18 protein-coding genes and 1 pseudogene are annotated in these 21,952 nt (G+C 71.8%); 12 read left to right on the top strand and 7 right to left on the bottom strand.

Annotated features, from left to right (window positions below):
* Positions 1 to 14 precede the first annotated feature (14 nt).
* Positions 15 to 1,406, bottom strand: coding sequence for a serine hydrolase domain-containing protein (locus tag ACZ5D2_RS01575; protein ID WP_468926445.1), 1,392 nt, complete (start codon positions 1,404 to 1,406; stop codon positions 15 to 17).
* Positions 1,407 to 1,676: 270 nt separating this feature from the next.
* On the opposite strand from ACZ5D2_RS01575, the gene helR reads away from it, so the two are divergent.
* Positions 1,677 to 3,860: an RNA polymerase recycling motor ATPase HelR gene (helR, locus tag ACZ5D2_RS01580; RefSeq protein WP_371677749.1), complete on the top strand. Its 2,184-nt coding sequence runs from the start codon at positions 1,677 to 1,679 to the stop codon at positions 3,858 to 3,860.
* A 63-nt stretch (positions 3,861 to 3,923) separates the two neighbouring features.
* Here the strand turns inward: helR and ACZ5D2_RS01585 are convergent, their stop codons facing one another.
* Positions 3,924 to 5,723 carry a GmrSD restriction endonuclease domain-containing protein gene (locus ACZ5D2_RS01585; protein WP_371677750.1) on the bottom strand — a complete coding sequence of 600 codons (1,800 nt, stop codon included), beginning with the start codon at positions 5,721 to 5,723 and terminating at the stop codon, positions 3,924 to 3,926.
* A 153-nt stretch (positions 5,724 to 5,876) separates the two neighbouring features.
* Entirely contained in the window at positions 5,877 to 6,800 is a 924-nt protein-coding gene (locus ACZ5D2_RS01590) for an alpha/beta fold hydrolase (RefSeq protein WP_371677751.1), read from the bottom strand.
* A gap of 137 nt (positions 6,801 to 6,937) precedes the next feature.
* On the opposite strand from ACZ5D2_RS01590, the gene ACZ5D2_RS01595 reads away from it, so the two are divergent.
* The 6 genes from ACZ5D2_RS01595 to ACZ5D2_RS01620 all read left to right on the top strand — a co-directional run bounded on the left by ACZ5D2_RS01595 (position 6,938) and on the right by ACZ5D2_RS01620 (position 12,800).
* Positions 6,938 to 7,591 (top strand): TetR/AcrR family transcriptional regulator, encoded by a 654-nt coding sequence (locus ACZ5D2_RS01595; RefSeq protein WP_468926451.1) that lies wholly within the window; start codon positions 6,938 to 6,940, stop codon positions 7,589 to 7,591.
* Positions 7,592 to 7,752: 161 nt separating this feature from the next.
* Positions 7,753 to 8,703 (top strand): cucumopine synthase-related protein, encoded by a 951-nt coding sequence (locus ACZ5D2_RS01600; RefSeq protein ID WP_371677753.1) that lies wholly within the window; start codon positions 7,753 to 7,755, stop codon positions 8,701 to 8,703.
* 96 nt (positions 8,704 to 8,799) lie between these two features.
* Positions 8,800 to 9,846, top strand: a complete 1,047-nt coding sequence (locus ACZ5D2_RS01605; protein ID WP_468926456.1) for an NAD(P)/FAD-dependent oxidoreductase — start codon at positions 8,800 to 8,802, stop codon at positions 9,844 to 9,846.
* Positions 9,847 to 9,868: 22 nt separating this feature from the next.
* Positions 9,869 to 11,674: a carbamoyltransferase family protein gene (locus ACZ5D2_RS01610; RefSeq protein WP_468926458.1), complete on the top strand. Its 1,806-nt coding sequence runs from the start codon at positions 9,869 to 9,871 to the stop codon at positions 11,672 to 11,674.
* Between the two features lie 14 nt (positions 11,675 to 11,688).
* Positions 11,689 to 12,177: an SRPBCC family protein gene (locus ACZ5D2_RS01615; protein WP_371677756.1), complete on the top strand. Its 489-nt coding sequence runs from the start codon at positions 11,689 to 11,691 to the stop codon at positions 12,175 to 12,177.
* Between the two features lie 5 nt (positions 12,178 to 12,182).
* Entirely contained in the window at positions 12,183 to 12,800 is a 618-nt protein-coding gene (locus ACZ5D2_RS01620) for a histidine phosphatase family protein (protein ID WP_468926461.1), read from the top strand.
* A 3-nt stretch (positions 12,801 to 12,803) separates the two neighbouring features.
* Here ACZ5D2_RS01620 and ACZ5D2_RS01625 read toward each other — a convergent pair whose 3' ends face one another.
* Positions 12,804 to 13,949, bottom strand: a complete 1,146-nt coding sequence (locus ACZ5D2_RS01625; RefSeq protein WP_371677758.1) for an FAD-dependent monooxygenase — start codon at positions 13,947 to 13,949, stop codon at positions 12,804 to 12,806.
* 128 nt (positions 13,950 to 14,077) lie between these two features.
* On the opposite strand from ACZ5D2_RS01625, the gene ACZ5D2_RS01630 reads away from it, so the two are divergent.
* The 4 genes and pseudogenes from ACZ5D2_RS01630 to ACZ5D2_RS01645 all read left to right on the top strand — a co-directional run bounded on the left by ACZ5D2_RS01630 (position 14,078) and on the right by ACZ5D2_RS01645 (position 16,343).
* Entirely contained in the window at positions 14,078 to 14,971 is an 894-nt protein-coding gene (locus ACZ5D2_RS01630) for a GntR family transcriptional regulator (RefSeq protein ID WP_371677759.1), read from the top strand.
* Positions 14,972 to 15,204: 233 nt separating this feature from the next.
* On the top strand, positions 15,205 to 15,420 hold the full coding sequence (locus tag ACZ5D2_RS01635; RefSeq protein WP_371677760.1) for a DUF6243 family protein: 216 nt from the start codon (positions 15,205 to 15,207) through the stop codon (positions 15,418 to 15,420).
* A 218-nt stretch (positions 15,421 to 15,638) separates the two neighbouring features.
* Positions 15,639 to 15,743: pseudogene (locus tag ACZ5D2_RS01640) on the top strand (formylglycine-generating enzyme family protein); the annotation flags it as partial.
* A 195-nt stretch (positions 15,744 to 15,938) separates the two neighbouring features.
* A complete protein-coding gene (locus ACZ5D2_RS01645) occupies positions 15,939 to 16,343 on the top strand; it encodes a hypothetical protein (RefSeq protein ID WP_371681429.1) in 405 nt (134 codons plus the stop codon).
* On the opposite strand, the gene ACZ5D2_RS01650 is transcribed toward ACZ5D2_RS01645, so the two are convergent.
* Entirely contained in the window at positions 16,295 to 17,809 is a 1,515-nt protein-coding gene (locus ACZ5D2_RS01650; protein WP_468926466.1) for a helix-turn-helix domain-containing protein, read from the bottom strand. The two genes, ACZ5D2_RS01645 and ACZ5D2_RS01650, sit on opposite strands and share 49 nt — an antisense overlap.
* A 342-nt stretch (positions 17,810 to 18,151) precedes the next feature.
* Here ACZ5D2_RS01650 and ACZ5D2_RS01655 point away from each other — a divergent pair, with 342 nt between their 5' ends.
* The gene (locus ACZ5D2_RS01655) at positions 18,152 to 18,871 is read left to right on the top strand and encodes a DUF4232 domain-containing protein (protein WP_371677762.1); all 720 of its coding nucleotides are present in this window, start codon (positions 18,152 to 18,154) and stop codon (positions 18,869 to 18,871) included.
* A gap of 712 nt (positions 18,872 to 19,583) precedes the next feature.
* Here ACZ5D2_RS01655 and ACZ5D2_RS01660 read toward each other — a convergent pair.
* Positions 19,584 to 20,360, bottom strand: coding sequence for an alpha/beta fold hydrolase (locus ACZ5D2_RS01660; RefSeq protein WP_371677763.1), 777 nt, complete (start codon positions 20,358 to 20,360; stop codon positions 19,584 to 19,586).
* A gap of 343 nt (positions 20,361 to 20,703) precedes the next feature.
* The gene (locus ACZ5D2_RS01665) at positions 20,704 to 21,906 is read right to left on the bottom strand and encodes a PP2C family protein-serine/threonine phosphatase (RefSeq protein WP_371677764.1); all 1,203 of its coding nucleotides are present in this window, start codon (positions 21,904 to 21,906) and stop codon (positions 20,704 to 20,706) included.
* Between the last annotated feature and the right edge of the window lie 46 nt (positions 21,907 to 21,952).

A 21,952-nucleotide genomic window follows, 5' to 3' on the forward strand; every position in this document is an offset into this window, starting at 1 on the left:
GCCCCGTCCGTGCGTCAGGACGTGGCGGGAGGGGGCTGCGCGGGCGGGGCGGTGGGGAGGGAGAGGCCGGCGTAGACCTGGTCGAGGACGGTCGGCACCAGGGCGTTGGCGGTGGTGCGGCCGTCGGGCGACAGGGTCAGGTTCGTCCAGATCACGAGGGTGACGTCGTTGTCCGGATCGTGGCCCATGAAGGAGTTGAAGCCGGGGAGTTCACCGCCGTGGTAGTACATCCCCGCCTTCGGGCCGAACCTCTGGTGCGCGATGCCGTACCCGTACTCCTGCCCTCCGGGCGCGGCCGGGTCCTCCGCCCGCAGGCTGTCGCGCCACTGCCGCTGCGACGCGGCGTCCAGGACCCCGCCCCGCACGAGGGCCCGGATCCAGGTGGCCAGGTCGTCGGCGGTGGAGACGGCACCTCCGGCGGCGTTGGCGTACGAGGGGTTCTGGTGGGTGTAGTCCGTCGGCCGGAGCTTCCCGGACCGGGCCGCCGCCCGCAGGTCGGCGGGATACGGCTGGTCGACCAGGGCGTACTCCGTCCCGCCGTACATGTAGCCGTGCGCGGAGGGGGCGGGCAGGGACACGTCGCCGGCGGCGGGCAGTGAGGTGGCCCGGAGACCGAACGGGACGAACAGCCGGTCGTGGAACTGCCGTTGCAGGGGCCGGCCGCCCGCCTTCTCGGCGACCAGGCCCAGGAGCGCGTAGTTGGTGTTGCTGTACTCGTACGAGGTGCCGGGCGCGAAGTCCGGCGGGTGGCGGAAGGCGATGTCCAGCATCTGGCGCGGGGTCCGGGCCTTCGCGGGCTCGGCGTTCAGGGAGGCCGAAAGCTCCGGCGCGTCGGTGTAGTTGTAGAGCCCGCTGCGCATCGTCAGCAGTTGGGCGAGGGTGATGTGGTCACCGTTCGGGACGCCGTCGACCCAGGCGGACACCGGGTCGTCCAGCCGGAGCTTCCCGTCCTGGGCGAGGAGGGCGATCAGCGCCGCGGTCATGGTCTTGGTGTTGGAGGCGATCCGGAAGCGGTCGCCCGTGGTGGGCGGCCGGTCCTTGCCCAGTTCGGTCGTACCGACGAGCGCCCGGAAGGTGCCCTGCGGGGTCCGGAGCAGGACCACCGCGCCGGGGACCATGAGCTGCTTCGCCGCACGCTCCACGGCGGAGCGGAACGCGGCCGGATCGATGGTCTTGAGGGCCGGTGCCGGTGCCGGCGTCGGCGTCGGTGTCGGTGCCGGCGGCAGCGGGGCGGCGGTGCGGGCCGGGGCCGTGCGGGCCGGGGCGGCGGGGCCGTACGCCGCGGAGGCGGGAGCCGCGACGGCCTCCGGCGGCAGGGCGCACCCCAGGACCAGCAGCCCGGCGGCGCACGGCGCCAGCAGGGCCGCGCGGCGGGCCCGGGTGGTCCGCGAGGCGAGGGTCCTCATACCGAAATCCCATCCCAAAAGGGAGAAACCACCCTATTTTACCAACACCTATTGATCGCCATCGTCAGGGCGCCGTCGATACCGGTGGGCGACGATCTCCTCGACCCGGCCGTACACCGGGGAGCCATCGACGCGCAGGGCGCAGGAGCCATCAACTCCCCGCCACTCTCAACGTATAGCGCACCGGGGGGCTTGCGGCAAGGCCCCGGTCGTCGGTCAGAATCGCCGACCGAGGCCACGACCGGCCGGGAACAGCGGAAACAGGAGAGCATGCACCCCCTGACCCTCAGTGCGACCACCAGCGCGACCACCAGTGCGTTCGACCTTCCCGAGCACCTCGCCGCCAAGGCCGACCCGGCGTTGACCGCCGGCGACGAGCAGCACTTCGCGGCCGTCACGGAGACGCTCGACGAGGCGATCGCCGAACTCACCGACCGCCTCGCCGCCCTGCGCAAGGCACCCGGAGGCGCCGGCCGGGAGGCGATGGAGCGGGACACGGAGATCCACCGCCTCACGGGCCGCCTGCGCACCCTGCGTCGCTTCGGTCGGGACCTGTGCCTGGGACACGTCGTCGGCGCGGACGGCTCCGAACCCGTCTACATCGGGCGGCTCGGCCTCACCGACAGCACCGGCCGCCGGCTGCTCCTCGACTGGCGCTCGCCCGCCGCCGAGCCGTTCTTCGCCGCGACCCACGCCAACCCGATGGGCCTCGCCAGCCGGCGCAGGTACCGCTGGACCCGCGGCCGGATCAGCGACTACTGGGACGAGGTCTTCACCGCCGACGGGCTCGAAGGGCGCGCCGCGCTCGACGACCAGTCGGCCTTCATCGCCGGCCTCGGCGCCAACCGGTCCGCCCGGATGCGGGACGTCCTCACCACCATCCAGGCCGACCAGGACGCCATCATCCGGGCCGGCTCCCGCGGCGCCCTCGTCGTCGACGGCGGTCCGGGCACGGGCAAGACCGTCGTCGCCCTGCACCGGACCGCCCACCTCCTCTACTCCGACCCGCGGCTCGGCCACCGGCGCGGCGGCGTGCTGTTCGTCGGCCCGCACCGTCCCTACCTGGCCTACGTGGAAGACGTCCTGCCCAGCCTCGGCGAGGAGGGCGTGCGGACCTGCACCCTGCGCGACCTCGTCGAGGAGGGGGCCGGCGCCGGGGCCGAGACCGACCCGGACGCGGCCCGCCTGAAGGCGTCCGCGGACATGGTGAAGGCGATCGAGAGGGCCGTCGCGTTCTACGAGGAGCCGCCCACCGAGGGGATGACGGTCACCACCGACTGGGCCGACCTCCGGCTGAGCGCCGACGACTGGGCCGACGCGTTCGACGCCGGACGCGGCACCCCGCACAACGAGGCCCGCGAGCTGATCCTGGAGGAACTCGTCACGATCCTGGGCGAGCGGCTCGGCGGCGAGGTCCCGCACGAAACGCTGCGCGGGTCGCTCCTGCGGGACGAGGAACTGGTCGAGGCCCTCGACCGCGCGTGGCCGATGCTCGACGCGGCCGACCTCGTCGGGGACCTCTGGTCGGTCCCCGCCTACCTGCGCCTGTGCGCCCCCTGGCTCGGCCCGGACGACGTCCGCACGCTGCGTCGCGCCGACGCCCGTGCCTGGACGGTGTCCGACCTGCCGCTCCTGGACGCGGCGCGCCGACGCCTCGGCGACCCGGGGGCGTCCCTGCGCAAGCGCCGGCACGACGCCTCCGTCGCCGCCCAACGCGAACGCCTGGCCGGGGTCATCGACAACGTCCTCGCCGCCGACGACGACGGCGAGGGCGCGGTGACGATGCTGCGCGGCCGGGACCTCCAGGACAGCCTCATCGACGAGAGCGCCCTGCCCGCCGCCGACCCCGAACCCCTCGCCGGTCCGTTCGCGCACATCGTCGTGGACGAGGCCCAGGAGCTGACCGACGCCGAGTGGCAGATGCTGCTGCTCCGCTGCCCGTCCCGGAGCTTCACGATCGTCGGGGACCGGGCCCAGGACCGGCGCGGGTTCACGGAGTCGTGGCGGGAACGCCTGGAGCGGGTCGGCCTCGACCGGATCGAGCTGGCCTCCCTGAGCGTCAACTACCGCACCCCGGAGGAGATCATGGCCGAAGCCGAGCCGGTCATCCGCGCCGCGCTCCCGGACGCCAACGTGCCGTCCTCGATCCGCGGCAGCGGCATCCCCGTCGTCCACGGCCCGGTCACCGACCTGCGCGAGGTCCTCGACGCGTGGCTCGCCGAACACGCCGAAGGGGTCGCCTGCGTCATCACCGCCGAGGACCTCGCCGAGGGAGCCCTCCCGGCGAGCTCCCGCGTCCGCTCCCTGACCCCGGAACTCTCGAAGGGACTCGAATTCGACCTGGTCGTCCTCATCGACCCGGCCGCCTTCGGCGAGGGCGTCGAAGGCGCCGTGAACCGCTACGTGGCCATGACCCGCGCCACCCAGCGCCTGGTCGTCCTCACCTCTTCCTGATCGCGACCCCGCCGCCGGGGCCCGGGGCCGCCGACGGGTGCCGGCGGCCCTCCGGGAAGGCCGTCACGGGGAGTCCGCCTCAGCGGCGTCGGCCAGGATCGGCTTGCCCATCTCCTCCGCGACCCTGGCCAGCAGCGCCGCCTTGCGCGCGTCGAAGAAGGCGCCGAAGTCATCGGCCCGCATCAGGTCCGGCCGTACGAGGTGCGTCACGACGTGCGCCTCCACGTCCGGCCGGGTGCTCTCGGCGCTCTTGGCCAGCCGGTCCAGGTACGAGGAGGGGGCCTGGCTCCCGATGATTCGGTTGGTCCGGGCGGCCAACGGGGTCTTGTTGATCACCGAGTTGTAGACCTCCGGCCGGTGCCCCTCCTTCTCGCACCACGCCTTCGGGAAGATGTGGTGGATGTCGACGGCCTCGTCGAAGTAGTCGGTCACCTTCACCGGCTCGCCCGTCCGCCAGTCGGCGGCCCCGGCCTTGAGCAGCAGGGCGTAGATGCCCTTGTACGCCGCGCTCTGGCGGGTGCGCAGCGTCAGCAGCCGGCCCGGTGCGAACTGGGCGGCCGTGATGGTCCTCGGCTCCTGCTCCGCGCCGCGGATCCAGTCCACGACGTCCTGGAGGTCCTGGCTGAAGCGGGTCTCGGTGGCGCCCCCGTACAGCTCTCCGAACACCCCGCACCAGTACCAGCGGGCCAGCTTGCGCCGGGCCCCGGCGGGTTCGGCCGCCTCACCGGTCGCGGCCAGGATGGCGGCGAGCGGGATCAGCTGGGTGCCGTACGGCAGGAACCTGGTGTCGAAGAAGTACTGCTGGTGCAGGAACCTCGCCGCCTTCCTGAACCCCTCGACGACCGCCGGCGCGTACTCCTCGTAGTCCTTCAACGAGAGCGCGAGCATGTCCTTGCGCTTGCAGCCGACCCGGGGGAGACGGTCCTCCTCCGTGCCGCGGGCCGCCTCGGCGACGCGCCGCTGGTAGGTGGCCAGCAGGGTGACGGCCTGAAGGAAGTCGGTGTTGGAGACCTCGCGCAGGATGCGGTACTCGGGGGCCTGCCAGGAGGCGCGGCACACCCGCTCCCAGTGGTGGCGCAGGTCGAACTCGTCCGCCGCGTAGGTCGCGGTCAGCAGCTCGAACACGGTGAGGGTGACGCCGCCCGTGTTGACCTTCTCGAAGACCTGGCAGACCGCCTGGCGTTCGGTCGCCTTGCCGAGCTCGATGACGGGCACGTGGTAGAGGACGAAGGGCCTGATGAACGCCTTGTCGAAGTCCTTCCACAGCTGCCGCTTGGTCTTGTCGTACTCCCAGTGCTCCTCGAAGCCGTCCTCCCAGGCGTCGGGGTCGAGGACCGAGTTGAGGGGGAAGAGGTGGGCCTCGTACTCCTTGGCACGGGTCGAGAGGTCTTCGAGGACCTCGCCGCGGAAGTTGGTCACCTTGCGGGAGGCGGGCAGGAAGCGGATCGCGTCCTCGCGGTCGGTGTACGCGTCGAGGACCTTGCGCATGTCGACGTAGAACCAGCCGGACACCGGCTGCTTGCGGGTGTCCTGGGTGGCGACCGCGCGGTCGAGCTTGAGCGACTGGAAGAGCGACGTGAGCCGCTGCTGGCCGTCGAGGACCAGGGTCTCCGGCTCCTTCCCGGCCGGCGGCGCGGCACCTTCGATCGGGCGGTACTTGAAGCGGACGTCGCCGCCCGCGCGCAGGGTCATGAGGGTGCCGAGCGGGTAGCCGAGGGATATGGACGCCAGCAGACTCGCGATGTTGGGGTGCGGCCACACCCAGCCGCGCTGGAACTCGGGCAGCTGTGCCCGCCCGTCCTCGACCTGCTGCAACAGGTCGCGCAGCGGTCGCTTGTCGATGCTGAACGCTTCGTCGGCCACATCGGCTCCTCGGGACACGGATCTCACGGCATGACGCGCTGAGATTAAACCGCTCCGGGCGTCCGGTCCGCCGCCTCGGGCCGACCGTCGCCCGGACGCGTGACGTGTGGTCCGGGGCGGTCGTCGGGGTCCGTGCGCGGTGCGTCCGGGATGTCACGGGCCGAGGGAGTCGACGTCTTCCATGAAGCCCAGCATCCGGGCGTTGACGAGGTCGGGGTGGTCGATCTGCGGCCCGTGGCCGGTCGCGGCGACGATCTCGGCGCGGGCGCCGGGTATCAGGCGTGGTACGCGCTCCATCTGCCGCTTCGGGTGCACGAGCAGGCTTCGCTTGCCCATGATCAGGTAGAACGGCGTCCGGATGGAACCCAGTTCGGCATCGGACAGGGGCAGCGGCGCGGGGCGGCGGATCCGGAAGGCCCGCACGCTGGCCTGGATCATGGCGCGGAGTTCGGGAACGATGATCACCGGCTGTTCCAGCCAGGCGGCGAGGCGCGGGCGCAGTGCCTTGGGCGCGTAGGTGGCGAAGAGGCTGGCGAAGATCCAGACGAAGAAGCGCAGGCCGACCTTTTCCAGGCCGCCGGGGTCGAGGGCGGTGACGGAGGCGAGCCGGCCGGGCTTCAGGTGGGCCTGGTTGATGACGAGCCAGCCGCCGTAGGAGGAGCCGACGAGGTGGACGCGGTCGAGGCCGAGGGCGTCGAGGGCCTCGTCCATCCACTGGGCTGCGCGCTCGGGCTGCCACATGGGTTCGCGCTGGACGCTGCGGCCGGGGTCCCCGGGGGTGTCGAGTGCGTAGACGGGGCGTTCGGCGCTGAGCGCGTGGGTGTTGGGGTACCACTGGGCGGAGCAGCCGCCGGAGCCGTGGATCAGGACGACGGGCGTGCGTGACTCGGCTGCCGGGTCCGTGGGGCCGTACCGGTAGACGTGGGTGGTGCCGAAGCTGGTCTCGACGTCCGTCTCGGATCGAGGCGGCGCGCCCTTCGCGTAGAGCACGTCGCAGGCGGCGAAGTAGCGGTCGCGCAGATCGTCGTTGACGTAATGGCCGATGTCGCGTCGAACTCGGGTCGTGCTCTCGGGCACGGGGCACCTCCGGGAGATCCGTTCTTCGTGATACGACAGTATCATGATGTTGATACAGCGGTACCATAAAGGTCCGGGCAGTCCCGGACGGCGGGCCAATGCCGCCACCACACCAACTACGGCCGGAGACAGCACGGATGCCAAAGCTCGTGGACCACGAGGAACGCCGCACCCAGATCGCCGAAGCGCTCATCCAGGTCGCCGGACGGCGCGGCCTGCACGCCGTCGGCATGCGCGACGTGGCAGCCGAGGCGGGTGTGTCCCTGCGCCTCGTCCAGTACTACTTCCAGACCAAGGAGAAGCTGCTCTTCTACGGCCTCCAGCACCTGACCAACCGCTTCACCGCCCGGGTGGGCGCCCGCCTGGCCGCGGCCGGCCCGGACCCGGGCCCGCGCGCGACGATCGAGGCGCTGCTGCTGGGCTCCCTCCCCACCGACGAGGAGAGCCGCACCTTCCACCTCCTCTACACCTCCTACTCGATCCTGTCCGTGACCGACGAGGCGCTCGCCGCCCAGCCCTTCATCGACAACCCCGACGCGGCCGAGAACGCCCTGGCGGGTCTGCTGGAAGGGGCCCAGGGCTCGGGCCTGGCCGATCCCGGTGTCGCGGCGCGGACGGAGGCGGTCAGCCTGCTCGCGATGGCGGCGGCCATGGGCACCAGCATCCTCGTGGGCCAGCGGACCCCGGAGTCGGCCGTCGCGGTCCTCCGCCACCACCTGGACCGCGTCTTCCGGACCGCCGAAGCGCCGGGGCCGGCCGGGGTCGAGCGCGCCCTGGGGGAGACGGCGTAGCGGAACGTGCGCGACCGGCCTGCCTGAGCTGGGGTTCCCCAGAAACGCACGAACTCCCGATCTCGTGGTGATCAAGGTTTCATGTGTTCAACGCCTGCCTCGGGCAGGTCTGTTGGCGATCTACTCCTCGGGCAAGCCGCAACGACACACGGGGGAACGCCTTGTCCGAGAAGTTAACTGTCCGTCAGATCGAGATCTCCTGGGCCGACCTCGGCATCACGGTCACCGCCGATCTCGACGACCGCAACCCGGCACTCGCCGACGTCCTGTGGGAGTCCCTGCCCTACCGGAGCCTCCAGGGGCACGCCCTCATCGCGGGAGAGCACCTCTACCACGTGGCGCCCGTACCGGCCCTGCTGCACACGCCCCACGCCACCCGGATCCCCGACCGGCGCGAGGCCCCCGACGGCACCGTGTTCTGCTCCGGTCTGCAGCACCTGGGCATCAAGTACGGCACCCTGACCGAGCCGATGCCCGCCACTCCCGTCGGCCGGATCCGCGAGGCGGACATGCCCGCCCTGCTGGAAGCGGGGGCCGCGATCTGGGACGCCGTCTACTCCACGAAGAAGCAGATCCTCGCCGAGGTCCGCCGCGCGGGCGAGCCGGGCGGCCACAGCATCCCGGCGCTCCACGCCGCCGACGCGGACGCCGCCCGTCTGATCGCCGACATCCACGCCGAGACCGAGAGGATCTGGCTCGCGCCGCCGGTCGAGCTGGAGGACCTCCACCAGGGCGTCATCCCCTCCCGGGCGGGCAACTTCGGCACCGTCCTTCCCACCCTCCTGTTCGTCAACGGGGAGACCCGGCCCCTGGGTTACGCGGCCTACGGCGGACTCGTCCGCGCCGCCGTCCAGGACATGCGCATGGACTCCCTCGTCCACATGACCCGCCTCCTGGTCGGCGTCCCCGCCGAGTTCCTGGGCTACTGCGGCCTGGAGAAGCTGTGGGCGTTCACCCAGCGGTTCCTGGAGGTCCTCGACCGCCTCGACCGTGACGACTTCTACGCCGTCACCAGCCAGATGGCCCTCTACGTCAACTGCCTCGGCGGCTGGAACCTCCAGCTGTACCCGTGGGAGACCGGAGACCACCTGCGCCAGCAGGGCGCCCGATGAGGCACGAGGCCGTGTCCGGAGCGGAATCCGCCGGGGGGACGGCGCCCGTGCCGGCCGTCCCCCGCCAGGACCCCACACCACAGGAGGGGGAAGACCTTGAGCGCCTTACCCGAACGCGCTGACGCCGTCGTCATCGGCGGGGGAGTGATCGGCACCTCCGCCGCCTGCCACCTCGCCGAAGCCGGCGTGAACACCGTCCTGCTGGAACGCGGAAGCCTCGGCGGCGGGGCGTCCGCGCACACCGCGGGCATGGTCCGCACCTACTTCCCCGGCGCCCCCCGCACCGGCGAACGGGCCGTGCGCAGCCTGAGCGCCTATCACGACTTCGCCCGCCGCACCGAAGCCTCCCTCGGCCTGAAGCGGCTCGGGTTCATGGTGCTGTTCACCGAAGAACGGCAGATCGCCGACTTCGAGGCGGACCTCCAGGCCCAGCGGGCCGCCGGGGTCGACGTCGGACTGATCGGCGCGCGCGAGGCGTCCGCACTCAATCCGCTGATCGACGAGCGCGCCGTCCTGGCCGCCGCCTGGTCCCCCGAGGCCTACCACGTGGACGGCCTCGACATCGTCCGCGGCTACGCCGCCGCGGCCCGCAATCACGGCGCCCGCCTGTTCACCCACACGCCCGTCACGCGCATCGACGACGACAACACCGTCCACACCCCTCGGGGCAGCATCAAGGCGGACAGCATCGTGTGCACGGCCGGGCCCTGGTCCGGCGAGGTGGCGTCCATGGCATCGGTCGACCTGCCGATGACGCCCCACCCCATCGAGATGCTGTTCACCGACGCCCCGGACTCCCCGCACCATGAGATGCCCATGACGATGCACGCCACGTCCGGCCTGCGGATCCGATCGTGGAAGGACCGCGTCCTCCTGGCCATGGGCATGCCCGGGGCCGACGAGACCCGCGAGGCCTGGCTCGGCCGCATCGCCGGCCATCTCGGCACCCTGTTCCCCGCCCTGGGCGGCACCGGCCTGCACCGCGCCTGGTCCGGCGACTTCGACGCCGGCCCCGGCAACAACGCCCTCATCGGCGAACACCCCGCCCGCCGCTTCCTGTACGCGGCCGGATTCACCGGCGCGGGCCTCTGCCAGGCGCCCGCTGCCGGGGAGATGCTCCGCGACCTGTTGATCGTCAAGTAGCCCCCACACAGGAAGGAACGACGTGATCGTTCTGGGATGCAACGGTTTCAGCCGGGTGTCGGAGTTCTTCTCCGAACGCCTCGGCGCGACCGGCGTCAACAAGCACTACCTCTTGGGCCACGACGCCGCCGCAGCGGTCCTGGTGGACGGCCGGCTGGTCGCCGCGGTGGAGGAAGAGCGCCTCAACCGGGAGAAGAAGACCACCGACTTCCCCGTGAACGCGATCGACTGGTGCCTGGGGGAGGCCGGGATCACGTTCGACGACGTCGACCTGTTCGCCTTCCCCTGGAACTGGTCCGCACGGGTCCGGGACGAGATCCTGGACGGCATCTGCGGCTCGTCGGCACCCGAGGACGCGAAGGCGCGACTGCTCGCCGACATGTCGGACCTGTTCGACGAGGTCGTCGGTCACGACGCGATCCTCGCGGACTTCGAGGCCCGCACCGGACACCGCCCCGACCCCGCCAAGGTCCGCTTCGTCCCCCACCACCTGGCCCACGCCACGACCGGCTACTACCTCGCCGGCATGAAGGACTCCGCGTTCCTCGTCAGCGACGGCCGCGCCGAACGCTTCTCGACCCTGACGGGCGAGATCCGCGACGGCCGGATCACCGTCTTCGACGACACCGCCACCGGCGCGCGGTACTCCCTCGGCACCCTGTTCTCCTGCATCACCCGTTTCCTCGGCTTCGTCCCCAACAACGACGAGTACAAGGTGATGGGCCTGGCCGGATACGCCGAGCCCCCTTCTCCGAACCCGTTCGTCGACGACCTCCTGAGGCTGCACGACGACGGCCGCTACACCTTCACCGAGCCCCTGCGGACCGACGACCTCCACAGCCACGACGCGCTGTTCGAGAAGTACTTCGGACCCTTCGAGGACACCCTCGAATACACCTCCCGCGTCGCCGCAGCCGCGCAGCAGATGCTGAACGTCGCCACCGCCCACCAGGTCCGCCACCTGGAGCGGAGGACGGATCTCGACCGGCTGCTGTTCGAAGGCGGCGTCGCCCTGAACTGCCTGAACAACACCCCGATGTTCGAGGGCTCGCGCTTCGGGGACATGGAGGTCAGCTTCGGCGCCTCCGACACCGGCATCACCATCGGGGCCGCGGCCCACGCCTGGCTCGGCCATCCCGACACCGGCCCCGCGGACGTCCTCGCCGCCTCGGCACCCGTCAGCCCCTACCTGGGTCCCTCCTACGACGAGGGCGCGATCGAGGAGGCCCTCGCCGGCTTCGCCGGCCGCGTCGTCGCCACGCGCCTCGACGACGACGAGGTCGTCGAGCACGTGGCGAAGCTGCTGACGGAGAAGGTCGTCATCGGCTGGTTCGACGGGCGCGTCGAACACGGGCCGCGCGCGCTGGGGCACCGCAGCATCCTCGCCAACCCCGGCTTCGACGACATCAAGGACATCATCAACACCCGGGTCAAGCACCGCGAACCCTTCCGCCCGTTCGCTCCCCTCGTCCTGGAGGAGCGGGCGCCGGAGATCTTCGAGATGGGGCGCAAGACCCGGTCCCCGTACATGACGTTCGTCTTCCCCGTCCGCGACGCGTACAAGGACCGCATCCCCGGTGCCGTGCACGTGGACGGCACCTCCCGCATCCAGACCCTGACCGACGAGGGAACCCCGCGGCTCACGGCCCTGCTGCGGAGGTTCACCGAACTCACCGGCACCCCGTGCCTGATCAACACCTCGTTCAACGTCGCCGGCGAACCCATCGTCTGCACCCCCGCCGACGCCCTGAACTGCTTCATGGGCACCGAGATCGACTACCTGATCCTCGGCAACCACCTGGTCGCCAAGACCGACGACGCCAACTGACCAAGGAGCACTCCGTGCCGATCCAGATCCAGCGCAAGCACACCATGTACCACTCCACCGTCCTGGAGTCCGACCCGGACACCGTGTGGGCCACCGTCCGCGACGCCATGCAGATCCTGGCGATCGTGTCCCCGGGCGACCTGGACATCCACACCGACGTCACCTGGACGGAGGGCGGCTCGGTCGAGACGGTCCCGGCCCGTTACGACTTCAAGCTCACGCTCAACGGCGGCCTCGTCCAGCAGGAGATCGCCGCCCGCGACGAGATCAACAAGACCCAGTCCTACCGGGCCATCGCCCCCACCAGCGGGGTCCAGAGCTACGAGGCCACCATCCGGGTGCGCCCCATCACCAACGACCCGGCCCGCAGCTTCTTCGAGTGGTCGCGGATCCTGGAGATCGCCGAGGACGCCGACCTGAAGGTGGTCGAGGCCATCATCGACGTCATGGAGAAGCAGACCGACGCCGTCCGGGACCACTTCGCGGCGCAGACCGCGAAGTGAGCGACGTGACGACGCTCGTACTGCTGCGGCACGGCGAGACCCTGCTCACCCCGCAACGGCGGATCTCCGGCAGCGGAGGGTCGAATCCGGGACTCTCACCGGCCGGACGCCGCCAGGCCCGGGCGACAGCGGACGCCCTCGCCCGCCGCGGCGGCATCGAGGCGGTCGTCACGTCACCGATGCGGCGCTGCCAGGAGACGGCCCGGGCCGCGGCCGCGCGCCTCGGCCTGGGCGTCCAGGTCGACCGGGACCTGCGGGAAGCGGACTTCGGCGCCTGGGAGGGCCTGACCTTCGCCGAGGTGCGCGAACGCCACCCGGACGACCTGAGCGCGTGGTTCGCCTCGCCCGACAGCCCGCCCTCGGGCGCGGGCGAGACCGTGCAGCAGGTCAGCCGCCGGGTCGCCGCCGTACGGGACGGCCTCCTGGCCCGGTACTCCGGCGCGACGGTTCTGGTCGTCTCCCACGTCGTGCCGGTGAGGACCCTGCTCCGCCTCGCCCTCCAGGCACCGCCGCACAGCCTGTTCCGCATGGAGGTCGAGGCGGCCTCGCTGTCGACGGTGACGTACGAGGAGGACGGCACCGCCACGGTGCGGGCCCTCAACGACACCCACCACCTGGACTGAACGTCATGCGGCGTAATCGCGGAGCCTGATGGGTTCGGTGCGGGTCTTCTCGGGGGCGTCGGCGGCCAGCATGTCCAGGATCTCCTGGGTCGGGGCGGGCATGAAGAACCGCTCCGCACCCTCGCGGCCCAGTGCCTGGTGTTCGGCGACGTAGGGGCGCATCAGGTGTTCGTACGCGGCGAAGGCCGTGGCGTGGTCGCCCGCCGCCACCGCCAGTTCACCGGCGAGGACGTACGCGCCCATCAGGGCCTGCGAGGTGCCGCGGCCCGACGTCGGGCCCGCACAGTAGCCCGCGTCGCCGAGCAGCACGACCCGGCCGTTGGCCCAGGTCTCCATCTCGACCTGGGCGTTGGCGTCGAAGTAGAAGTCCGCCGACGCGGCCATCTCGGTCAGCAGGCGGGGCACCTCCCAGCCGTCGTCGGCGAAGCGCCCCGCGACGATCCGCTGCTGCTCCCGCGGGTCGCGGCGGTCGTAGGGCAGCCCCTCGGGCGCGGCGAAGTGGAACGCGGCGCGGGCCTCGGTGTTGCCGCGTGCCGTGAAGATGTTCGCCGCCTTGCCCGCGGCGGCGTAGAGCCGGCCGGTGTTCTTCATGCCGAGGTAGTTGTCGAGGCTGAAGACCGCCGTGTAGACGCCGAGGTGGCGCACGAACCGCTCCTCGGGTCCGAAGGCCAGTCCGCGGGTATTGGAGTGCAGCCCGTCCGCGCCGACGACCAGGTCGAAGCGCCGGGGCGCGCCGTGCTCGAAGGTGACGTCCACGCCGTCCGCGTCCTGATGGAGAGCCGTGACGGAGTCCCCGAAGACGTAGGCGACGTCATCGCGTGTGGCGTCGTACAGCAGCCGGGCCAGGTCGCCCTTGAGGACCTCCAGGTCACCCGCGAAGACCGCGGCGGGGAGGGTGGCGTACTGCCTGCCGTCGGCGTCCACCATGGCCGCGTCGCCCATCTCGGTGTCGAGGGCCCGGATGGTGTCGAGGAGGCCCATCCGGTCGAGGACGTCGAGCGCTTCACCGCGGAAGTCGACGGCGTAACCGCCCGTGCGCAGGGAGGGGGCCCGCTCGACGACGGTGGGGGTGAAGCCGTGGCGGCACAGCCAGTAGGCGAGGGCGGGGCCGGCCACGCCGGCGCCGGAGATCAGTACGGTTCCGGTCATTTCGTGTTCCTCTCTCGGGGTGATGTGTACAACGTACAGACACCACAAGCCCGTTTGAACAGTCAGAAGAGGCAAAGCTGCCTAGTGCAGTAACATGGGTGTGTACTAGTGCACCAGGGGGCGTGGAGATGACGGAACGGGCGCCGTACGCGCGGATCGCGGCGGAACTGCGGGGGCGGATCGAGAGCGGCGAGCTCCGCCCGGGGGACCGGGTGCCGTCGACCCGCGCGATCACCCGACGGTGGGGCGTGGCCATGGCCACGGCGAGCAAGGCACTGGCCGCCCTGGGACAGGAGGGCCTGGTCCGCGCCGTACCGGGAGTCGGGACGGTGGTCGCGGCGGCTCCCGCCCGGCCCGCCGCCCCGGCCGACGACTCGGCCGTCCGGGCCCGCATCGTGCGCACGGCGATCGGTCTCGCGGACGCGGAGGGCCTGGCCGCCCTCACCATGCGGCGACTCGGAGCGGAGCTCGGGGTCTCGGCGATGTCCCTGTACCGGCACGTACGGAACAAGGAGGAACTGGTCGTCCTGATGGCCGACGCGGCCTTCGCCGAGTTCCCGCTGCCGCGGGCGGAGCCGGGGGACGGCTGGCGGGCTCGGCTGGAGGCGTCGGCGCAGGCGCAGTGGCGGCTGTACGGGGCCCACCCCTGGCTGGCCGCGGCCATGAACCTGAACCGGCCGCTGCTCGTCCCGAATGGAATGCGCCACATCGAATGGGCACTGACCGCGCTGGAGGACCTGTATCCGGACGCGGACGCACGCATGCACGCGGCGATCTCGCTCTTCGCCTACGTAAGGGGCCAGGCCATCGACCGGGAACCGGAGGCGGTCGCGGAGCGATCCAGCGGAGTGTCGGGCGAACAGTGGATGGAAGCCCAGCAGGCACGCATGGCGGCCCTCTTGGGCAACGGCACCTTCCCGGCCTTCACCGCGGCCCGCGCGGACGCCGACCTCTCCCCTGAGTCCCTCTTCCGCTTCGGCCTCACGACCCTGCTCGACGGCCTGGCCACCCGGGCGACGTGAAGGCCGGCGCGGCGGGGGGAAAGCCCGCCTCCGCCACGCCCGGCCGGCACCGGGGAGGCGAAAGACCTGGTGCGCGGGGCCGACGGGACCGGGTAACGTCATTGTCATGTTCTTCCAGACCCCGATTTACGAGTGAGGGCGTGACGGGCCCCTGCTGACGCCCTCCGACGTCACCGCGCCCGTCCCCCCACCGATGCATCCGTAGATCAGCCACACCGTTACCGGGAGAACCCATGACCGTGAGCAAGAACATCAACAACCCCGTGGGCCAGGGCGGCGGCCAGCGCAAGAGGCTGTCCCGCGCGGAACGGCAGAACAACGGTCCGCACCGCAACCGCGACCGCCAGGGTGCCGCCGACCAGAAGGCGGAGCTGCTGCGCAAGATGCGCGAGAAGGCGGGCACGGCCGAGGGCGCCGGGCAGCCGGGCGACGACACCGCACAGAGCTGACGCGCCGCCGCCGCGGGGCGGCAGCGCACACGGGGCCCGGACCGCGACGCGCGGTCCGGGCCTTGCGCGTCCACCGACAAAGGACCAGGCGTTTGGCGTTTGTCCGTACGCGTCGTTACGCGGTGGGGTACGTGACGGTTGCCGAGCGGGAGCTCGATCCCGCCGAATATCCGGGCGCCGGTCCGGCAGGGCTCGTGCCCGGTGCGCTGGTGTTCCGGATGACGCGTGGTCCGGTGGACCGGGACGACTGGCGGCAGTGGTGGAGCTACGTGCCGGGTGCCTGCCGGCGTCGGCCGCAGGGGGCGGGCAGCACTCTGAACGGGCGGGAGCTGCATCCCGTGATCCAGGTGTCCTACGAGGACGCGGTGGCCTACGCGTCTGCCCGTCTCGAAGGCGCACCCCGATCCTGCCCCGAAGGCCTGCTGCGCCCCGCGCAACCCCCGCGTGGACCTCCCGGCCGGCACCCAGGGGGGCGGCGAGCGCTTCATGCACAGGGTCACGAAGGGCGGCTCCCACCTGTGCGCCTCGAACTACTGCCCGGCGGGTTCACCCTCGCCGGCGAGGGCCTCAACGTGGGCAAGGACGGCGGCGACGCCGGCACCGCCGACTACCCCGGTACCGCACCCTTCACGTTCACCGGCGGCACCCTCCACCGCGTCGCCGTCGACGTCAGCGGCGATCCGTACGTCGACCTCGAACGCGAGGCCGACGCCATGCTCGCCCGCGAACAGGGACGGACGCAGAAGTGCCGACCGACCCCGACCGGAGCGACGGTTCGCCCCCGGCGGAGCCGGGGAGCTGGACCGGCCCCTGCAGCGTGCAGGGCTGCCGGTCCGGACTGCGGCCGCTTTTCGGACCGGGTGCAACGGGTCCTTCACCCCGTGTCCGGCAGCCAGGCGTTGTTGTTCTCGTTGTACCAATAGCTGTGGCCGGCGTTCAGGGCGACCGTGCGGAACGGGCGGCCGTGGTCGTCGATGCGGGTGGTGCCCTTGCGCTCGCCACTGCTCCAGGCCAGCTCCAGGTACCAGCTGACGTCCTGACCGAGTGTGGCGGCGTCGATGTTCAGCACCTGGGGGTCGGTGGCGGAGACCTTGTACGGGAAGTCGGTCGAGGCCGTCTGCCGCTCGCCCTCCTTGCCGGGTACGGGCCTGGCCCTCGGGGAGGCGTCGTCCAGGTCCACGGCAAAGGACGCCGGCACCAGCGCGCCGCCGCAACCGGCGCCCATGGTGTACGCGTTCCAGCCGGGAGCCTTGCCACCGCTCACGACATGGACGTACAGCGCGTGCAGGACCGCGGTCCTGCCCTCGGCGCCCTGGACGGTCAGCTGCATGCGCAGGTGCCCCGCCGGGACGGCATGCAGGGCCCGGGCCCACCCTTCGGTCGCCTGCGCGGCGGGGGGCGGGGGGACCGTGCCGGGGGCCTTGTCCAGGGCGAACCACTGGCCGCAGGGGCTGTCCCAGTTGTCGGGCAGGACGTTGACCGTGAACGGGGCGGCGGGGGAGGCCCCCTCCTTGGCGGTGGCCGACGAGGTGGACGTGGACGTTGCCGGGGGGGACGACGGTCCGGGGCCGGACGGGGGTGCGGAATCGGCTGTGGGCGTGGGTGATGACGACCCGCCGGACGGCACGGCCGGGCCCGCCGCCGCCCGCTCGCGCGAGGACGGCTGGGCGGCGCCGTGGCGCGTGTCCCCGGGACCCGTATCTCCCATGGCGGAGACGGCGGCGGCGGTCCCCGCCACCGCGGCGGTGGCCACGGCGGCCGCAAGGGCGAGCAGCAGCCGAGGACGCCGGGCCCCCGGTACGGAGGTCCGGGCGGGGCCCGGCTGGATGAGGGCGGCGGGGCCGTGTGCGGGTGTCTCCGTCGCCGGTGCAGGAGCGGGTGCCTCCGCCGGTGCCGGCGCGGGAGCGGGGGTAGGCGCCGGGGCGGGTGCCTCGGCAGCGGCAGGGCCGGGCACCGGGGCGGACCCGGACGCGGACGCCGGGGCCGGTGCGGGGCCGGTCTCCGTCTGCGGCCGGACCTCCGGAGCCTCCCCAGCCACCACCACCGCCGATGCAGGCGGCACCTCCGGCGTGGCGTCACCGCCCCGCGGCGCCCCGGAGTTCGCCGGCCCCGACCCCGAGGCCTGCCCCTCCGTCACCCCCCGCCGCCGCTCCACCAGCGCCAGCAGCCACTGCTGGTGCAGCGCGACCAGTTCGTCGGCCGAGGCACCGCAGACTCGCGCGAACCGCTCCACCGGGGCGTAATCCGTGGGCACCGCCGCGCCGCTGCAATAGCGGTGCAGCGTCGAGTTGCTGGAGTGCAGGCGCTTCGCGAGCATGCCGTAGCTGCGCCCCGAGCGCTCTTTGAATTCGCGCATCAGCTCCGCGAACCGCTCCGTCTCCGTGGCCATTCCACCCTCCCCCTCATCCCGGAAGCACGTTCCAGGCTCGCCCGATCGCCCAGGTGAGAGGGGTCGGGAGCGTTCCAGGGTTCCTACTATCCCGGTCCAGACGCCACTGGGACGAAACCGGCCCCACAGTTGCGTCATCAGCCCGTCGGTCCGCCGGTCGGATCGGCGGTCGGATCGGCGGTCGGATTCGGCGGTCGCAACGGGAGGGCCCCCACCCGCCCCACCGGCCGCCCTCGGCCGCCTGCGGCAGCAGCCGACCGGAACAGCAGCCCCACCCAAAGTCTCGTCAGGCGGGAAGCGGAAGCCTCCGTCTGACCCCCGCACCGAAACGGAGAGTTCCCCATGCGCACCTACCGACTCCGCACCACCGCCCTGGCCGCCGCCACCGCCGGCCTCGCTCTGGCACTGACCGCCTGCGGCGGCTCGGACAGCGCCGGCGGGACGACCGCGAACCCCGCCGCGTCCAAGAGCGCGGACAAGCAGGTCTCGACCGGGACCGTGACGCCGTCCGGGGAGGACGCCTCCGCCGCCCCGTCCGCCGGCAAGGTCACCGGAACCGGTACGGCCACCGCCACCCCGGCGAAGGCCGGTTCGGGCGGTAAGGGCACGGGGGGCACCACCGGTGACTCCTACGCCTACGCCCACCCCTGCTCGGCCCGCGACCTGACCGTCAGGGTCACTTCCCCGACGGGCGCTCCGGCCACCGTCCGCGTCATCGCCGTGACCAACAACGGTTCCAGCTCCTGCGGTCTCGACTACTTCCCCACCGTCGGCTTCAGCGCCAAGGGCGGCGCGCTCGGTCTCCAGGCCGCTGCCCCCGGTGGTCTGGGCGGCGCCCCGGCGTACCCGGTGCACCCCGGCGCCACCGCGTACGCGGCCGTGGACCTCAACCCGTCGGGTGGCAACGGCCCCGTGGCCGACGAGGTCAACGTCCTGGCCGACAAGGAGCACATGCCGAACGCGGACGGCGTCAGCCTCCAGCTGGCCAAGCCGGGCAGCGTCGCCAACCCGAAGGTCGGCCTGTACCGCACCAACACCCGCGACGCGCTGAGCGCCTTCTGAACGGAGTTCCGGGGCCGCGGCCCCGGCCGTCCCACGGGGTGTGTCGCCTGGCGGGTCAACTGCCCCGGGCGAGGAAACGCTGGACAACCGCCTCGCCGAACGCAGGGCAGTCCGAGACGAGCTCAAGCCCCTGGAGCGTGAGTTGGCTCAGCTCCGGGGCTTGATCGACGTGGCGGTCGGCGCGGTCAAGGCCGTGGTCCTCTCTCCTCGGCGTACCCGGGGACACGCCAGGTCTGGGTCGCCGGTTGCATGCGGAACCGACGAGCGCCCCGTGGCCATCGTCGAGCAGGTCCCCGCCCCGGCCGAAGGACCTCAGGGTCCGCGCCGGCCAGTCGTCCGGCTCCAGCGGGTGCCAGGCGACAGCGGGCGGCCCAGCCCGGCTGGGACCGGGCGTATGTTCGTGCCCTCGCCCTCGCCCCTGGCATCCGGCCGGGCCGCCCGGGCGAGGTGATCTTCACAAGGGGCACGGCGCAACAACCTGACGCCCTGTCGGGGAATCGAACCCGCGCTATAAGCTTGGGAATCTGTGGCGCGCAGACGATCTGCAAGGTGTCTGACCTGCGGAAATAACCCAATGGGCGAGCTGTCGCGGGGCGAGCGTTCCATGGGCCGATCGTCGGGCCTCCCTCCCGTCCGAGCCGGGGGAGGGCGTTCTGGGTTGTGGTCTGCAGTTCCGAACGGCTGCCTCAGAGTGCTTGGCCGCCCTGGCTGTCTAGCGGGCGAGGAACCTCTCGACCGCCGTCGCCAGGGCCTGCGGACTTTCGTCGGGGGCGAAGTGACCGGCGTCGTCGAAGACCTCGAGCTCGGCGTTCGGATACCACTGCAGCCACGTGGATCGCATGGTGTCGGGGCTCATCGCCGGGTCGCTCGCACCGGCCACTACAAGCACTGGCGTCGCGTTTCCCTTGACCAGCTCGTGGATATCAGGGCCGCGTGTCCAGGATTCGAGGTACGAGCGCAGGGCCGTCTGCGAGGACCGTTCCGAGCCGTTCACCCTGGCGTCCAGCCACGCGTCGTCGTGCCGGCTGCCGGTGAGGGCGTCGAAGATCGTCCTGCGGTTGCCGGAATCCTCCACGGCCCCGACGAACAGCTCCCACATCTCCCCTTCGAGCGGGAACCCGGACGCGGGCACGGGCGAGATGCCGATGATCGAGCGGATCCGTGAGGGGGCGTCCAGCAACAGCTGCTGGGCCGCCTTGCCGCCCATGGAGTGACCGATAACAGAGAAGGTGTCCCAGCCGAGGCCGTCGGCCACGGCGAGGGCGTCCGCCGCGATTTCCTCCATCGTGTACGTGCCGGGGGTGTCCATCGCCTCGCCGTACCCACGGCAGTCCACGAACGCGTAGCTGAACGCGCCTCCGTCCAGGTGCTGCCGCAGATGGTCGAAACTCGACCTGTCGCTGAGCCAGTGGTGGAGTGCGATGACCTGCTCCGGACCGCTGCCCTGGACCTCGTACGGAATGACGTTTCCTGCTCCACGGTTTGCCACGATGGTGGATCTCCCCTGTCGGGCCGGGCCCGGAATCCCGCCGGCCGGAGGCTTCGCCCCAAAGGCGTACAGGGAAACCGGGCAGGATCAGCCCGCCAAGCTCCACGTCGTACGGATCCGAACTCCGATCCAGCCGCGCTTCTCCTCCTCGGCCTCCAGGAGCCGGATCTCGTCGGTGTGGGTGCCGATGCGACCGCGATGGTCTCCATGTCGCTCCCCTCCAGGTGTCACCAGGCACGGGGAAGGAGCGGACGGCGGGAGTCCAACCCGCGCTATTGACCTGGGAATCACCCGGCGACCGTTGTTCACCGTCCCTACTGGCACGCTGGGTCACGGCGTTCCGTCATCCGCGCCACTCGAACAGGACGAGCGTCGCGTCGTCCGAGGTGGTTTCGCCGCGTGCCCGCTTGAGGGTGTGGGAGAGCTCCCGGGCCACCCTGCGGATCCCGTGGTCGGCCTGCTCCAGCTGGTTCACCCAGTCGATCAGCTGCTCCTCGCCGAACTGTTCCTGTCCGCTCTCGTGCTCCTCGATCAGGCCGTCGGTGAAGCACAGGACGCGGTCGCCCGGCTCCAGGGCCACCGTGCTGACCTGCGGCTGGGCCCCTCCGAATCCGACGGGGAGGGTCGTGGGGCTGTCCAGACGGCCTACGACGCGGTGCGCGCGGATCAGCATCGGCGCGGGATGTCCCGCGTTGACCCATTGGAGCCGCCCCGTGTCCGTGTCCAGGCGCATCATCTGGGCGGTCACGAAGTGGTCGGGGTCGAACTGCTCGGCGACGGCCCGGTCCATGAAGAGGTAGATCTCGGACAGCTCGATGCTGATCCGGCGGGCGTGCCGGTACGCGCCGATGGCCACCGTGGCCATCGTGGCCGCGTCCAGGCCGTGCCCCATGGCGTCGACCATGGCCAGGTGCAGGACGTCGCCGTTCAGGGCGTAGTCGAAGCTGTCCCCCGCCACGGCGTAGGCGGGCTCCAGGACCCCGGCGACCGCGACGCGCGGCATCACCATCGACAGCGGGGGCAGCAGGGACCACTGGATCTCCGCAGGGACGCTCATCGGTTCGCTGCGGCGGGTCCGGAAGAAGAGGTCGGTGTAGCCGTTCTTGGTCTGCAGCAGGTCGGCCGCCAGGCCCGCGATCCTGCGCAGGAGGCGGCGGTCGTCGTCGTCGATCCCGTCCAGGGTGACCGAGAGGACCCCCACCTGGTCGCCGCCGTCCAGCAGGGGCAGGTGCACCCGTACGCCGTCGGCCGTCGGGACCTCGACCGGGCGTGACTCCAGGAAGCACCGCCCGGCGTCGGAGCGGTCGATGGGCTGCGCGCCCCCGGCGGCCACGCCGCCGGCGGCGTCCAGGGGGACCAGCTGCTGCAGTCCGTAGTCCTGGAGCAGGATCTGCGGTTCGCGGCCCCCCAACCGGGCCACCGTCGTGGCGACGAGCGGGCCGACCATGTGCGGCGGCAGCTCGTGCGCCCGGTCCAGGAGCAGCCCGAGCAGTTCCTCCCCGAAGCTCTCCGAGCGGTCCGGGTCCCCGCGCCCTCCGACGGTCATCCTGTTGCCTCCAACCGGCCGGCGGGCCGGCGTCCGGGCTGCACGG

The organism is Streptomyces sp. NPDC031479 (assembly GCF_055581065.1).

Excerpts from the sequence above, each read along its gene's own strand:
- ACZ5D2_RS01595 (WP_468926451.1), top strand. The coding sequence starts at position 6,938 with ATGCCAAAGCTCGTGGACCACGAGGAACGCCGCACCCAGATCGCCGAA.
- ACZ5D2_RS01650 (WP_468926466.1), bottom strand. The coding sequence starts at position 17,809 with ATGGCCACGGAGACGGAGCGGTTCGCGGAGCTGATGCGCGAATTCAAA.
- helR (WP_371677749.1), top strand. The coding sequence starts at position 1,677 with ATGCACCCCCTGACCCTCAGTGCGACCACCAGCGCGACCACCAGTGCG.
- ACZ5D2_RS01635 (WP_371677760.1), top strand. The coding sequence starts at position 15,205 with ATGACCGTGAGCAAGAACATCAACAACCCCGTGGGCCAGGGCGGCGGC.
- ACZ5D2_RS01630 (WP_371677759.1), top strand. The coding sequence starts at position 14,078 with ATGACGGAACGGGCGCCGTACGCGCGGATCGCGGCGGAACTGCGGGGG.
- ACZ5D2_RS01625 (WP_371677758.1), bottom strand. The coding sequence starts at position 13,949 with ATGACCGGAACCGTACTGATCTCCGGCGCCGGCGTGGCCGGCCCCGCC.
- ACZ5D2_RS01665 (WP_371677764.1), bottom strand. The coding sequence starts at position 21,906 with ATGACCGTCGGAGGGCGCGGGGACCCGGACCGCTCGGAGAGCTTCGGG.
- ACZ5D2_RS01575 (WP_468926445.1), bottom strand. The coding sequence starts at position 1,406 with ATGAGGACCCTCGCCTCGCGGACCACCCGGGCCCGCCGCGCGGCCCTG.
- ACZ5D2_RS01655 (WP_371677762.1), top strand. The coding sequence starts at position 18,152 with ATGCGCACCTACCGACTCCGCACCACCGCCCTGGCCGCCGCCACCGCC.